Origin of the sequence: Rhodoferax sp., assembly GCF_028688795.1 — a bacterium.
Lineage (GTDB): Bacteria > Pseudomonadota > Gammaproteobacteria > Burkholderiales > Burkholderiaceae_C > Rhodoferax.
Genome location: NZ_JAQTXM010000016.1, coordinates 1 through 13,865, shown reverse-complemented (window position 1 = coordinate 13,865; position 13,865 = coordinate 1). Strand labels below are relative to the sequence as shown.

At 56.3% G+C, this 13,865-nt stretch carries 15 protein-coding genes and 2 pseudogenes; 8 read left to right on the top strand and 9 right to left on the bottom strand.

Going from position 1 to position 13,865, the window contains the following annotated elements; all coding sequences use genetic code 11:
• Positions 1 to 56 precede the first annotated feature (56 nt).
• From PHQ58_RS13030 to PHQ58_RS13005, 6 genes are all read right to left on the bottom strand, one after another.
• Complete coding sequence (locus PHQ58_RS13030; protein ID WP_300111606.1) at positions 57 to 455, bottom strand: hypothetical protein; 399 nt, start codon at positions 453 to 455, stop codon at positions 57 to 59.
• A 225-nt stretch (positions 456 to 680) separates the two neighbouring features.
• Complete coding sequence (locus tag PHQ58_RS13025) at positions 681 to 1,298, bottom strand: Maf family protein (protein WP_300111604.1); 618 nt, start codon at positions 1,296 to 1,298, stop codon at positions 681 to 683.
• Positions 1,299 to 1,428: 130 nt separating this feature from the next.
• On the bottom strand, positions 1,429 to 1,689 hold the full coding sequence (locus PHQ58_RS13020) for a hypothetical protein (RefSeq protein ID WP_300111602.1): 261 nt from the start codon (positions 1,687 to 1,689) through the stop codon (positions 1,429 to 1,431).
• Positions 1,690 to 1,807: 118 nt separating this feature from the next.
• Positions 1,808 to 2,353: a phasin family protein gene (locus tag PHQ58_RS13015; protein ID WP_300111600.1), complete on the bottom strand. Its 546-nt coding sequence runs from the start codon at positions 2,351 to 2,353 to the stop codon at positions 1,808 to 1,810.
• 129 nt (positions 2,354 to 2,482) lie between these two features.
• Positions 2,483 to 2,629 carry a DUF3096 domain-containing protein gene (locus PHQ58_RS13010; protein ID WP_300111598.1) on the bottom strand — a complete coding sequence of 49 codons (147 nt, stop codon included), beginning with the start codon at positions 2,627 to 2,629 and terminating at the stop codon, positions 2,483 to 2,485.
• A 192-nt stretch (positions 2,630 to 2,821) separates the two neighbouring features.
• Positions 2,822 to 3,109, bottom strand: a complete 288-nt coding sequence (locus PHQ58_RS13005; RefSeq protein ID WP_300111596.1) for a late competence development ComFB family protein — start codon at positions 3,107 to 3,109, stop codon at positions 2,822 to 2,824.
• A 223-nt stretch (positions 3,110 to 3,332) separates the two neighbouring features.
• Between PHQ58_RS13005 and PHQ58_RS13000 the strand changes: the two genes are divergently transcribed.
• The 8 genes from PHQ58_RS13000 (at position 3,333) to PHQ58_RS12965 (ending at position 11,143) form a co-directional block, all read left to right on the top strand.
• Complete coding sequence (locus tag PHQ58_RS13000) at positions 3,333 to 3,644, top strand: helix-turn-helix domain-containing protein (protein ID WP_300111595.1); 312 nt, start codon at positions 3,333 to 3,335, stop codon at positions 3,642 to 3,644.
• Between the two features lie 39 nt (positions 3,645 to 3,683).
• The gene (locus tag PHQ58_RS12995) at positions 3,684 to 4,034 is read left to right on the top strand and encodes an FKBP-type peptidyl-prolyl cis-trans isomerase (protein WP_300111593.1); all 351 of its coding nucleotides are present in this window, start codon (positions 3,684 to 3,686) and stop codon (positions 4,032 to 4,034) included.
• Positions 4,035 to 4,217: 183 nt separating this feature from the next.
• A complete protein-coding gene (gene grpE / locus PHQ58_RS12990) occupies positions 4,218 to 4,793 on the top strand; it encodes a nucleotide exchange factor GrpE (RefSeq protein WP_300111590.1) in 576 nt (191 codons plus the stop codon).
• Between the two features lie 117 nt (positions 4,794 to 4,910).
• A complete protein-coding gene (gene dnaK / locus PHQ58_RS12985) occupies positions 4,911 to 6,857 on the top strand; it encodes a molecular chaperone DnaK (RefSeq protein WP_300111589.1) in 1,947 nt (648 codons plus the stop codon).
• Between the two features lie 100 nt (positions 6,858 to 6,957).
• Positions 6,958 to 8,097: a molecular chaperone DnaJ gene (gene dnaJ / locus PHQ58_RS12980; RefSeq protein WP_300111588.1), complete on the top strand. Its 1,140-nt coding sequence runs from the start codon at positions 6,958 to 6,960 to the stop codon at positions 8,095 to 8,097.
• A gap of 100 nt (positions 8,098 to 8,197) precedes the next feature.
• Positions 8,198 to 9,562: an MBL fold metallo-hydrolase gene (locus tag PHQ58_RS12975; RefSeq protein WP_300111587.1), complete on the top strand. Its 1,365-nt coding sequence runs from the start codon at positions 8,198 to 8,200 to the stop codon at positions 9,560 to 9,562.
• A gap of 10 nt (positions 9,563 to 9,572) precedes the next feature.
• On the top strand, positions 9,573 to 10,499 hold the full coding sequence (locus PHQ58_RS12970; RefSeq protein ID WP_300111586.1) for a rhodanese-related sulfurtransferase: 927 nt from the start codon (positions 9,573 to 9,575) through the stop codon (positions 10,497 to 10,499).
• Positions 10,496 to 11,143 carry a glutathione S-transferase gene (locus tag PHQ58_RS12965; RefSeq protein ID WP_300111585.1) on the top strand — a complete coding sequence of 216 codons (648 nt, stop codon included), beginning with the start codon at positions 10,496 to 10,498 and terminating at the stop codon, positions 11,141 to 11,143. Before PHQ58_RS12970 ends, PHQ58_RS12965 begins: the two co-directional genes overlap by 4 nt.
• A 48-nt stretch (positions 11,144 to 11,191) precedes the next feature.
• Here the strand turns inward: PHQ58_RS12965 and PHQ58_RS12960 are convergent.
• From PHQ58_RS12960 to PHQ58_RS12950, 3 genes and pseudogenes are all read right to left on the bottom strand, one after another.
• Positions 11,192 to 11,748 (bottom strand): annotated as a pseudogene (locus PHQ58_RS12960) (hypothetical protein).
• A 108-nt stretch (positions 11,749 to 11,856) separates the two neighbouring features.
• A complete protein-coding gene (locus tag PHQ58_RS12955) occupies positions 11,857 to 13,647 on the bottom strand; it encodes an acyl-CoA dehydrogenase (protein WP_300111584.1) in 1,791 nt (596 codons plus the stop codon).
• Positions 13,648 to 13,738: 91 nt separating this feature from the next.
• Positions 13,739 to 13,865 (bottom strand): annotated as a pseudogene (locus tag PHQ58_RS12950) (electron transfer flavoprotein subunit alpha/FixB family protein); the annotation flags it as partial.

Sequence of the window (13,865 nt, the reverse complement as noted above, 5' to 3'; positions counted from 1 at the left end):
AATCATTTATAAGCAAAATAGGCCTCTAGCCCTTGTATTCATTGCGCAAGTCACTATCAAATATATTTAGCGGCCATCACCACGGCCAACACCACCGTGAGCACACCAATCATCAGCATGCGCTTGCGGTTGAGCTCTACACGCTGCACCAACTGGGTGTTTTGCTCGGCCAGAGACTGGATCAGTGCGCTGGACTCCAGCATTTGCTGGTGCAGCTCGGAAGTAGCCACTTGCAGTGCTGCCACTTGCGCCTGTAGCGCGGCCACGGCGCCGTCTTGCCCGCTCAAGGCGCCCTGCCCGCTTTGGACTGGCGTGATGACGTCAGCCGCACCTGGCACAGGTTTTTTGCCTACTGTGCTCCAGAGTTTTTTGGCTCCCTGAGCCACCTTGGGTGCGTTTTCGATCACATCGCCCCAGGGAACAAGTTTCAGAACCGTGAGCCAGCCAATTGCCATAAAAACCCTTTGTTGTCGTCAACTTTGAACAAACTTGCACTTGAGTTTAAACGCCGCAGCTCAGGAACGTGGTGCTCAAGATACCAGGTGAATCTGTGGCGGCAGGACGCCAACCACAGGTCGGAACTTGACCGAAAAATCAACTGTATTGAAGACTAAATAGGCTCTAGGCCATGTGGATATTGCGTAAGCAGCTATTAAATAAATACCTATGCACGCATCCAGTCAAATCGACAAATCAAATTCGCTTAACAGCTCAACCGTTTCAAACAGAGGCAAACCAAACAAGGCGGAATGGCTGCCCTCGATGCGCGACACAAACGCGCCGCCGAGACCTTCGACGGCGTAGGCACCTGCCCGGTCCCGCCCTTCGTTGGCCATCACGTAGCGGCGAATTCTTTCGTCGGTCAGTGTCGCAAAGGAGATGTTGGTGGTGGTCAATCGACATGCCACGCGCGCCTGAAACGCGACAGCCACCGCACTGGTCAACAGGTGTTGGCGGCCAGACAAGGCACGCAACATGTCTGCCGACGCCTTTTGATCATGAGGCTTGCCAACGGCCGAGCCGTCGGTTTCAAGAATGGCGTCTGCCGCAAGCACCGGATAGGCACGCAAACTGCGCGACACCAAGGCGTGCTGCCCTGCTACTACCGTCGCACAACAAATGCGTTCGAGGTAGTGCTGAACCGTCTCATCAGCCTCTTGAACGTCATTGATGGCCAACTCTCGCCTTGGGTCGGTGCGCAGCAAAAGCATTTCAAAACCGACACCTATTTGCGCGAGTGACTCGCGATAACGTGGGTTTTGTGACGCAAGATAAATTCGGGAATTGAGCGGGTTCATAACACCGCATAGTTTAGTAATTTTGATCGCACCGTGGGTGCGTCATGGTCGACTTTGGCGAGCACTTCTGGCTGAAGCGTCATGTGGATGCAAGACTTGCCCGATTCGGCGTTACCTGCATGATTTGACGTCAGTGCGGCCTAGATCGCCACTCAAGGGCAGCGGCACATTTTCTTAACGCCGCAGACTCAGCAGACTTGGCCAGCGTCAAATAGCGGGCGGCATACAAAGGGTCACGGGTGAACTGCGCCATGTCAACCCACCAACCCAGGCCCGCCATCAGCCATTTGAAGTTCACCTCTTCAAGCAGCAGGCTGCGCTCATCAAGCACATCAACCGCTTCAACCCCATCGTTGGAGAAGGTGCATTGCTCTGTCTGACTTTGTTGCATGGCAGGACCAAGGTGTGGTGCTTAAAGCTTGAACGCGGTTCCCAAACGATTTGGGCATAAAAACAACAACGGCACCCAAAAGTGCCGTGTGTCTTATTTCTGCGAAATCAATGGATGATCAAGCAGACTTTGTTGCCTTCTTGACGGCTTCAGTGGCTTGCGCTGCAACATTTGTGAAGTTGGCTTGAGCGGCTTCAACAGCTTGCTTGGCCGAGCTTTGGGCTGTAGCGAAAGCGTTTTGACCAGCGCTGATGGCGTTGTTGAAAAAAGCGACGGCTGACTCAGAGCCTGCTGGTGCGTTTTTAGTGGCGCTTTCGATCAAGGCTGCGAAGCCTTTTTGCACTTCGGCCACATTGGCTTGGGCTGCCTTGGTGAACTCTTCGCTGGCACCGGCAACAATTTTCTGGAAATTCTGAGCGTAAGCGGCAGATTTTTCGGCCAGGGGCTTAGCCAAGCCAGCTTGCAAGGCGGCCAATTCTTGAGCGTCTTTTGCACCCAGCACCGCTTTGGCGTGTGCGAATGACTCGCCCAACACGGTTTTGCTGGTTGCCAGATTCAAATCAACCAACTTTTCAAGGCCGTCTTGACCCTTGGCAGCGAGCGCTTGCGCTGCTTCAAGAGTTGCTTTGGAGTTGGCGGCGAATTGTTCAGCAGTGTTGGTCATTTCAGTTTCCTTGGGTTAAAGACGGCCACATTAAGGAGTAGCCTGGACGATCATCAATGCTGCAGTGCAGCATTTGCGTCATTGTAGACAGAAAGTTAGTGAGCGCAATAAATTTCTGTCACAACCCAATCACAGGCGCCCGCTGCCAACCAGCCCAATCAGTCCGATCGCAATCAGGTAGATCGCCACAATGAAATTCAAAAGTTTAGGCATGACCAAAATGAGAATCCCTGCCAGCAGGGAAATCAAAGGCGTAAGGCTGAGGTGAAGGTTCATGGGTTATCCGATGCAGTTGAATAAATTAAAAACCCATGGTGCAACTGACACCCTGCGGTGGTCTGTGCGCTGCCGTACTAAATTCAACCAAAACACCCCTGGCAGGCCAATGCCATTGCGTCGCCAGACGGTTTGCTTGCGAACCTTCAGCAGGTGTTGGCAACGGGTGCACTGGGCACCGTTGCAAGTCGCTCAGGCTGTCATGCCTCGCTTGGCCATGCGCTCACCCACCAGCGCGAAAGCATAGGTGAGGGCCTCGGTCAGCGACTCATCAATGGCGTGACGCTCTTGCTCGGTCAGGTAAAACATCATGTCGACATCGTGGCGCACATAGCGCGCTGGCAAACGGTTAAGCGCCACACAAGCGACATCGGCGAGCATGTCGGCACTGTAGGTGGCATAAGCCTCTGACAACCGGGCGATGTCCTCAAAGACCAGTCGCTCGTAATAGTTGTGAACTTGTTCAAAATTGATGATCATAAATATCAATAAATAGGTTTAAAAGCACTGAATATGTGGAAACCATAGCATTTCGGCCGATGGCTGGCAAGTACCCAAGTGGGCTGTTTTCAGCATGCGGCCGATATTTTTTAGCTATGAAACATGTAGCACAGGATCAATCTGGTGATATAGTTTGACGTACCCGCCGGAGTGCTGGAAATGTCTCCAGGCGAGCCATTCACGCCTCAAGGAGACCAAGATAATGAGTAACAAAGAAAACGCGGCCATTGGCCCATTGTTGAGCCTGCTGGAGTCCCGCTATGCCATTCGTGTCATGTGGGCCCTCAAAGACGGACACCCACAGACGTTTCGTCTGCTGCAAGACAGCGTGGGCACCATCACCCCCAACACGCTGAACACCCGGATCAAGGAATTGCGCGAAGCCGGCTTGCTCACGCATGGCAGTGACGGATATATCGTGACCACACTGGGTGCCGATCTTCTCAAGCGCATGGGCGATTTGTCGGCATTTGCCACCAAGTGGGCTGCCAGCCAAGCCAAAAAGAGCGTCTGACAGCGTTTTATTTCAGCCTAACCTAACAAGAAACTTCTCATGACAACAACTGCCTCAGGTCTCGAATTTGATGACACAGTGATTGGCGAGGGCGATTTGGCCAGCAAAGGCCAGAGCGTCACCGTCCATTACACGGGTTGGCTCTACCAGGACGGCCAACAAGGCGCCAAATTTGATTCCAGCAAAGACCGCCGCGACCCGTTTGTGTTCAGCCTCGGGGCTGGCATGGTGATTCGCGGGTGGGACGAAGGCGTGGCCGGCATGCGCGTGGGTGGTACCCGTGTGCTGATCATTCCGGCCGCCTTAGGTTATGGCGCGCGTGGCGCTGGCGGCGTGATCCCGCCCAACGCCACCCTGAAGTTTGAAGTCGAGTTGCTGGGTGTGAAATGACATCAGTGTGGTGTTGATGAACCGTTGGTAAAAATTCTCACACCAACCCAAGCGGGCCTGATCAGCGCCCGCTTTTTTATGTCCAAATGGGTCGCGATAAGGCAGTTTTTTCAAAAAACTCTTGAAATTCCCCCGGACACCCCAAACTTGGATCATCGTCATTTTAAAAATCCAGAAAATCGAATGTCTGACCCTACCTCTACACCGCCCCATCCAAATCAGTCTTCAGCAGCAAGCAACAGCCCGCAAGATGTGAGCGACATCAGCGCTGCCATGGCCAATTTTGAAGCCGAGGCATTGGCCAAGTGCCAGGCTGACCTGGCCGAGTTACAGGCCAAAAGCGCCGAGTTGGCTGACCAGTATTTGCGCGCCAAAGCTGAGGCTGAAAACGCCCGTCGCCGTGCGGAAGACGAAATCTCCAAAGCCCGAAAATTTGCAGTTGAAGGGTTTGCCGACAGCTTGCTGCCGGTGTTGGACAGCCTGGAAGCCGGCCTGAACACCAAAGACGCCACGCTTGAGCACATCCGCGAAGGCGCGCAAGCCACCTTGCGTCAACTGGTCAGCGCCCTTGAGCGAAACAAAGTCGTGGCCATCAACCCGGTGGCTGGCGCCAAATTTGACCCTCATTTGCATCAAGCCATCAGCATGGTGCCAGCCGACCAGGAAGCCAACACCGTGGTCTCGGTGCTGCAAAAAGGCTACCTGATTGCCGACCGCATCTTGCGACCCGCGTTGGTGACGGTGGCAGCCACCAAATAAGTTGTTTGACTGGCTTGAAAAATAGCCCGTCATCCACAGATTAGACACATCCGAATTTCAAAAACCTCGTGGGATCTGGCTCAAGCCATGGCATCCCCACCCCTCTAAGGAAACATCATGGGAAGAATCATTGGTATCGATCTGGGCACCACCAACAGCTGCGTTGCCATCATGGAAGGCAATGTGCCAAAAGTGATTGAAAACTCTGAAGGCGCCCGTACCACACCGTCCATCATTGCGTATCAGGAAGACGGCGAAGTCTTGGTTGGCGCATCGGCCAAGCGCCAAGCGGTTACCAATCCCAAGAACACCATTTACGCCGTCAAGCGCCTGATTGGTCGCAAGTTCGCAGAAAAAGAAGTGCAGAAAGACATCGATCTGATGCCTTACAAAATTGCGGCTGCCGACAATGGCGATGCGTGGGTTGACGTGCGCGGCAACCGCATGGCGCCCCAGCAGATCAGTGCTGATGTGCTGCGCAAGATGAAAAAGACAGCAGAAGATTACTTGGGCGAAGCCGTCACCGAGGCCGTCATCACTGTACCCGCCTATTTCAACGACGCACAGCGCCAAGCGACCAAAGACGCGGGCCGTATTGCTGGCTTGGATGTCAAACGCATCATCAACGAGCCCACCGCTGCGGCCTTGGCGTTCGGCATGGACAAAAACGAAAAGGGCGACCGCAAGATTGCCGTGTATGACTTGGGTGGCGGCACATTTGACGTGTCCATCATCGAAATTGCCGATGTCGATGGCGAGAAGCAGTTTGAGGTGCTCTCCACCAATGGCGACACCTTCCTTGGTGGCGAAGACTTTGACCAACGCATCATTGACTTCATCATTGCCGAATTCAAAAAAGACCAGGGTGTTGACCTGAGCAAAGACGTGCTGGCTCTGCAGCGCCTGAAAGAAGCCGCTGAAAAAGCCAAGATCGAGCTCTCCAGCAGCGCCCAGACCGACATCAACCTGCCTTATGTCACCGCCGATGCCAGCGGCCCAAAACACCTGAACATCAAGTTGACCCGGGCCAAACTCGAGTCTTTGGTGGAAGAACTGATCGAGCGCACCATTGCCCCTTGCCGCACGGCTTTGAAAGACGCCGGCGTCACGGCTGCCGATATCAACGATGTGATTTTGGTCGGCGGCATGTCGCGCATGCCCAAGGTTCAGGAGAAGGTCAAGGAATTGTTTGGCAAAGAGCCACGCAAAGACGTGAACCCTGATGAAGCTGTCGCCGTTGGCGCGGCCATTCAAGGCCAGGTATTGGGCGGTGACCGCAAAGACGTGTTGTTGCTTGATGTAACACCGCTGTCCCTGGGCATTGAAACCCTGGGCGGTGTCATGACCAAGATGATCACCAAGAACACCACCATTCCAACCAAGTTTGCACAAACCTTCTCGACCGCTGACGACAACCAGCCTGCTGTGACCATCAAGGTGTTCCAGGGCGAGCGCGAAATTGCGGCTGGCAACAAGATGCTGGGCGAATTCAATCTGGAAGGCATTCCACCCGCTTCGCGTGGCACGCCTCAAATTGAAGTCTCGTTTGACATTGACGCCAACGGCATCTTGCATGTGGGTGCCAAAGACAAAGGCACCGGCAAAGAAAACAAGATCACGATCAAGGCCAACTCTGGCTTGACCGAAGCTGAAATCCAGCAAATGGTGAAAGATGCTGAATTGAACTCTGCGGACGACAAGAAAAAGCTTGAACTGGTGCAATCCAAAAACACGGCCGATGCCAATCTGCACAGCGTCAAGAAGAGCTTGGCCGAATACGGCGACAAGATTGACGCCCCTGAGAAAGAAAAGATCGAAGAAGCCATCAAGCACCTCGAAGATGCGCTCAAGACCGAGGACAAGGCAGCCATTGACGAAAAGAGCGCGGCCCTGATGACCGTGAGCCAGAAACTGGGCGAGAAGATGTACGCTGACATGCAAGCCAAGCAGGCGGCTGAGGGCGGCCAAGCTGGCGATGCATCACAGGCGGGACCGCAAGGCGGCGCAGCACCACAAGACGACAATGTGGTTGACGCAGAAGTGAAAGAAGTCAAGAAGCCATAAGCGCTTGCATCACCACAGCTCGTCAAACAGCTGACTCGCGCCGCGTTGAACCGAATACGTTCAATGCGGCGTTTGCATTGAAACCAGGCACACACTCACCATGGCAAAAAGAGACTACTACGAAGTTTTAGGCGTTCCTAAAAACGCTTCCGACGAAGAAATCAAGAAGGCTTATCGCAAACATGCGATGAAGCACCACCCTGACCGCAATCAGGGCGAGGCCTCCAAGGCTGCAGAGGAAAAATTCAAGGAATCCAAGGAAGCCTACGAGATGCTGTCAGACCCGCAAAAGCGTGCGGCCTACGACCAGCATGGCTTCGCCGGTGTAGACCCCAACATGCGCGGTGGCCCGGGCGGCGCCGAGGCTTACGGTGGGTTTGCTGAGGCGTTTGGCGATATTTTTGGCGACATGTTTGGCCAACAGCGCGGCGGACGTGCCGGTGGTGGGCGCCAAGTGTTCCGTGGTAGCGACCTGAGCTATGCCATGGAAGTGACCCTGGAAGAAGCCGCCAAGGGCAAAGACGCTCAAATTCGCATTCCCAGCTGGGACAGCTGCGATGTCTGCCACGGCAGCGGCGCCAAGCCAGGTACCCAGGCCAAGACCTGCGGCACCTGCGGCGGCTCGGGCTCGGTGCAAATGCGCCAGGGCTTTTTCAGCGTGCAGCAAACCTGCCCCACCTGCCGCGGCACGGGCAAGGTGATTCCTGAACCTTGCACGGCATGTCACGGGCAAGGCAAGCTCAAAAAGCAAAAAACCCTTGAGGTCAAGATCCCAGCGGGTATTGACGGTGGCATGCGCATTCGCAGTGCCGGCAATGGCGAGCCTGGCACCAATGGCGGTCCGGCAGGAGATCTCTACATCGAGATCCGTCTGAAAAAGCACGACATTTTTGAGCGTGATGGCGACGATTTGCACTGTTCAGTACCCATCAGCATCGTGACCGCCACGCTGGGTGGTGAAATTGATGTACCCACACTGGCAGGTAAAGCCGCCATTGACATCCCTGAAGGCACACAAACCGGCAAACAATTCCGGTTGCGCGGCAAGGGCATCAAGGGCGTGCGTTCCAGCTACCCTGGCGACCTTTATTGCCACATTTTGGTGGAGACACCCGTCAAGCTCACCGAGCATCAACGCAAGCTGCTGCGAGAACTTGATGAGTCGTTGAGAAAAGGCGGTGGCAAGCATTCCCCCACTGGCGACAGCTGGACAGATCGCCTGAAGAGCTTTTTCAGTTGATCCAAATCACGGATTGACCTGAAATTTCACCCAAAAAAGCCACGCTGTCTGAAAATAACAGCGTGGCTTTTTTTCATGCCACGCACAAGGGGGCGACAACATGAGCGTGACCATCACCTTTCTGGGCGGCTCGGGCACCGTCACCGGCTCCAAATACCTGGTGCGCTTTGAGGGCAAAAGCCTGCTGATTGACTGTGGCTTGTTCCAGGGCTACAAACAATTGCGTCTGCGCAACTGGACGCCACTGCCAATCGCCCCCAACCAGATCGACGCCGTGGTGTTGACCCACGCGCATCTGGACCACAGCGGCTACCTGCCCTTGCTGGCCAAAGAGGGCTTTGAAGGCCATGTGTATGCCAGCCGTGGCACACGCGACTTGTGCAAAATTTTGCTGCCCGACAGCGGTCATATCCAAGAGGAAGATGCTGCGTTCGCCAATCGGCATGGGTTCTCCAAACATGCCCCTGCCCTGCCCTTGTACACCCGGCAAGACGCGCTGGATGCCTTGCCGATGATCAAGGCCGTGGAGTTTGACAAAACCATCGCTCCGCTGCCCGGCTGGAAAATCACCTTCAGCCCGGCTGGCCACATCTTGGGCGCCGCCAGTATTTTGCTGGCCGTGGCTGGCCGACGCATCTTGTTCTCGGGCGATCTGGGCCGGCCTGACGACCTGATCATGAGCCCGCCTGATGCCGCACCACAAGCCGACACCGTGCTGATTGAATCCACCTACGGTGACCGCACCCACCCCAAGGAAGACGTGCTGGCTGAGTTGGCCCCAGCCCTGCAGCGCGTGGCCAAACGCGGCGGAGTGGCCGTGGTACCGGTGTTTGCCGTGGGCCGCGCCCAGGCACTGCTGCACGCCATTCACCTGCTCAAGATGAAAGGCGAACTACCTTCTTCACTGCCCGTTTTTCTGGACAGCCCAATGGCCGTGCACACCACCCATTTGTTTGAAGATCATCTGGGCGAGCACCGCTTGAGCCGCCAGGACACCCATGCCTTGACGCACAGCGCCACCATGGTCAACAGCACCGATGAATCCAAAGCCCTGGCCAGCCGCCATGGCCCGATGGTGATTTTGTCTGCCAGCGGCATGGCCACGGGCGGGCGCGTGCTGCACCACATTGCACACTACGCGGGTGACCACCGCAACATGATCATCTTGACCGGCTACCAGGCGCCCGGCACTCGGGGTGCCACGCTGGCCAGCGGTGCCAAGTCGGTACGCATTCACGGCCGCGATGTGGACGTGAATGCCGAGGTTGTGCAACTGGAATCAGCCTCAGCGCACGCCGACGCCAACCAGTTGCTGGCCTGGCTGCGCACCATGCCGCAGGCGCCTGATCAGGTCTATGTGGTGCACGGTGAACCCGGCCCGGCCGACACACTGCGCAGCCGAATCAAACACGAACTCGGCTGGCGCGCCATCGTGCCCGAACATGGCTCAACCTGGCCCACCTGATAATCTGGGCATGACGCAATTCCTGACCGCCGCCTTTTACAAATTTGTTGAACTACCAGACTACGCCTCGCTGAAAGAGCCCTTGCTCGCATTTTGCGAGCAACAGTGCGTCAAAGGCATGATCTTGCTGGCCACGGAGGGCATCAACAGCACAATTGCTGGTACCCCCGAAGGGGTTCACGCCGTGTTGGCTTATCTGCGCCAAGACCCGCGGCTGGCCGATTTGCAACACAAGGAAGCCTGGTCCGACAAAGCCCCGTTTTACCGCATGAAGGTTCGGCTCAAGCGTGAAATTGTCACCTTGGGTGTGCCTGAAGCCAACCCTTCAACACTGGCAGGCACCTACGTCAAACCTGCCGACTGGAATGCCTTGATCTCAGACCCTGACGTGGTCGTGGTGGATACCCGCAACGACTACGAAGTTGGCATTGGCACCTTCCAGGGCGCGCTCGACCCGAACATCCACAGTTTTTCCCAGCTGCCGCAGTGGGTGAGCCAGGCCGCCGTATTGAACCCGGTGACAGGCAAGAAACCCAAGGTGGCAATGTTTTGCACCGGTGGCATTCGCTGCGAAAAATCCACCGCGTTGCTGCGCACACAAGGGTTCGATGAGGTCTATCACCTGGAAGGCGGCATCTTGAAATACCTTGAAACCGTGCCGCCAGAACAAAGCCTGTGGCAAGGGGTTTGTTTTGTCTTTGACGAACGCGTGTCGGTGGGCCATGGCCTTGAGGTTGGCGAGTATGGTTTGTGTCGGGCCTGCCGCATGCCGATCAGCGATGCTGACAAGCTGTCAACGCTGTTTGAAGACGGTGTCAGCTGCGCGCGCTGCCACGCGGTCACCAGCGACACCCAGAAAGCCGGTGCCCGCGAACGCAAACGCCAGTGGGACCTGGCCAAAGCGCGCGGCCTCGACTGGGTCGGCGCCAGCAAGTGACCCAGCACCCGGTTCTCTACTCGTTTCGGCGCTGCCCCTATGCCATGCGGGCCCGCCTGGCACTGGCAGCGGCAGAACAAACCTGTGAGTTGCGCGAAGTGGTGCTGAGCCGAAAACCAGATGAACTGCGGCAGGTGTCTGCCAAGGCCACGGTACCGGTGCTGGTCGACATTAACGGTCAGGTCGTCGAGGAGAGCTTCGACATCATGCTGTGGGCACTGCATCGCCATGACCCCATGAAGTGGCTTCCTGGCGATGGCGCGATGGCGGGTGCGCTGCAGTGGGTCAGGCGTTGTGATGGCGAGTTCAAGCACCAGTTGGACCGCTACAAATACCCCAGCCGGTTTGATATCGGTGACCGTTGCGAACCGCGCCAGTTGGCCTCGTCCTTTCTGGCAGACTTGAACCAGCACCTGGGCCAATCCCCCTGTCTGACAGGTGGCCACTGGGGCATGGTTGATGCCGCGCTGGCGCCCTTTGTGCGCCAATTTGCGCATACCGACAGTGGCTGGTTTGCCAGCCAGTCATGGCCTGAATTGCAGGCTTGGCTGAGCGCATTTGAGGCCTCTGACCTTTTCAAAAGCATCATGACTCATCATGCACCATGGCACGCTGGTCAACAGAAAATACTACTTTTTACATAGCGCTTCACGCTTACCTAACAAGGGCTACAAGCCAAAATAATCTAAATATCAGGCACAGAGCCTTGCCCTTGCCACCGCGTATTCGCGCTTGAGTTGAGCAACAAAATCGGCCACGCTTTGCACCTGCTTCACGGCCCCAATGCCTTGCCCGCAGCCCCAAATGTCTTTCCAAGCCTTGCTCTTGTCGCCACCAAAATCCATCTTGCTCGGGTCACTTTCTGGCAAATGCTCTGGGTCTAGCTGTGCGCCGCGGCATTGATGTCCTCGCGCGCGCCCAACGACGTGATGATGATCGGCACCTTGTATTTCACACACAGCGCCATGTCATGCGCCAGCCGCCCATTGCTTTTGTGCACGATCTGGTTAATGGCAAAGGGCGCCGCTTTTTTGTCAGGATGTGCCAGGTTGTGCGCGGCCAAGGCCTCGGTGATCTCAATCAACCAATCTTCCAATTGCTCGGCCGGGCGTGCATTGAGCGCCAGCATGGCACCCACCACACCGGCAATGCACTGGGCAATCACCAGCTTGGGGTTGCTGATGATGAACAGCGGCGAGCCGCTGACAGGAAATGGCAGCGCATTCAAAGGCGCAGGCAGCGTGGACATGGCATCCTCCTCATTTTTATATATAAAAATAGCTGCTAGTGCTTATAAATAAAGCGCTAACAGCTATTTATTAAATAGCAAACAATGCCACCACAGGGTGGCAAATATTTAAAACGCGTCTAACGCCAGCGCCGTCACGCAGCCTGCACCTTCCACAATGCTGTCACGCAAGCCCGGCACTTTGGTCAGCAGATGATCTGCATAGAAACGAGCGGTGGTGATTTTGGCTTGCATGAACGCCACGTCGTCACCTTGGGCGATTTGCGCCTGCGCGGCCAGCAGGGCACGGCCCATTTGCCAGCCAGCCATCAGGTTGCCTGCCAGCATCAGGTAGGGCACGCTGCCGGCAAACACATCATTCGGATGCGCTTTGGTGTTGGCTGCCACAAATTCCACCACGTCGATGAAAGCCAGACGGGCCGCTTTCAGGCGTTTGGCCATGGCCATTGCATCAGTGCTGCCGCTTTGCGTCAGTTCAGCTTCAGTGGCCTCGATCTGGCCAGCCAACGCCTTGGCGGTTTGACCACCGTCACGCGCCGTCTTGCGGCCCACCAAATCGTTGGACTGAATGGCCGTGGTGCCTTCGTAAATCGTCAAAATCTTGGCGTCGCGGTAATACTGTGCGCATCCGGTTTCTTCAATAAAACCCATGCCGCCATGCACTTGCACGCCCAAGGAGGTGACTTCCAGGCTCATCTCGGTGCTGTAGCCTTTGATTAGCGGCACCATGAACTCGTAAAACGCCTGGTTTTGCTTGCGCGTGTCGGCGTCTGCATGGTGGTGCGCCGCGTCATAGGCGGCAGCCGCCACGCTTGACAGTGCACGGCAGCCCTCCACGTAGGCGCGCATGGTCATCAGCATGCGTTTCACATCGGGGTGGTGAATGATCGGGCCAGCGGCCGGCAGCGAACCATCAACCGGGCGGCTCTGAATGCGGTCTTTGGAGAATTGCACCGCTGTCTGGTAGGCCATCTCGGCAATGGCAATGCCCTGCACGCCCACGCCGTAACGTGCGGCGTTCATCATGATGAACATGTATTCCAGGCCACGGTTTTCCTGACCCACCAGGTAACCGACCGCGCCGCCGTGGTCGCCAAACTGCAAAACCGCCGTCGGGCTGGCCTTGATGCCCATCTTGTGCTCGATGCTCACGCAATGCACGTCGTTGCGCGCACCCAAGCTGCCATCGGTGTTGACCATGAACTTCGGGCAAACGAACAGGCTGATGCCCTTGACGCCCTCAGGCGCACCAGCCACGCGGGCCAGCACCAGGTGGATGATGTTCTCCGCCATGTCATGCTCACCCCAAGTGATGAAGATCTTGGTCCCTGCGATTTTGTACGTGCCATCGCCCTGTGGGTCGGCTTTGGTGCGCACCGCGGCCAAGTCGCTGCCAGCTTGTGGCTCGGTCAGGTTCATGGTGCCGGTCCATTGGCCACTCACCAACTTTTCGAGGTAGGTGGCATTGAGCTCCGGGCTGCCTGCGGTCAGCAGGGCTTCAATGGCGCCGTCGGTCAGCAGCGGACACAGGGCAAAACTCAGGTTGGCAGAGTTTTGCATTTCACCCACGGCAGAGCCAATGGTTTTGGGCAGGCCCTGGCCACCAAAGTCCACCGGGTGCTGCAGGCCTTGCCAGCCGGCCTCAGTGAACTGCTTGAAGGCTTCCTTGAAACCTGGGGTAGCGGTGACTGCGCCTTCCTTAAAGCTGGTGGGGTTTTGGTCACCGACCCAGTTCAGTGGGCTGAGCACGCCCTCGCAAAACTTGGCAGCTTCTTCCAGTACGGCTTGTGCGGTATCAAAACCGGCATCTTCCATGCCTGGCAGTTGGGCGATCTGGTCAATGTTGGCCAGGTGCTTCATGTTGAACAACATGTCATTGACAGGGGCTTTGTAAGTCATGGCGAATCTCCGTTAAGTAAAACAGGCCTGATGGCACAGGCATCAGGCGAAAAAAAAGGGCACCACATTGGATGCCCTGGTGTGAGCAGGCTTAAAGCGCCGCCACCAATTCCGGCACAGCCACAAACAAGTCAGCCTCCAGCCCGTAGTCAGCCACACTGAAGATCGGCGCCTCAGGGTCTTTGTTGATCGCCACGATGACCTTGCTGTCCTTCATG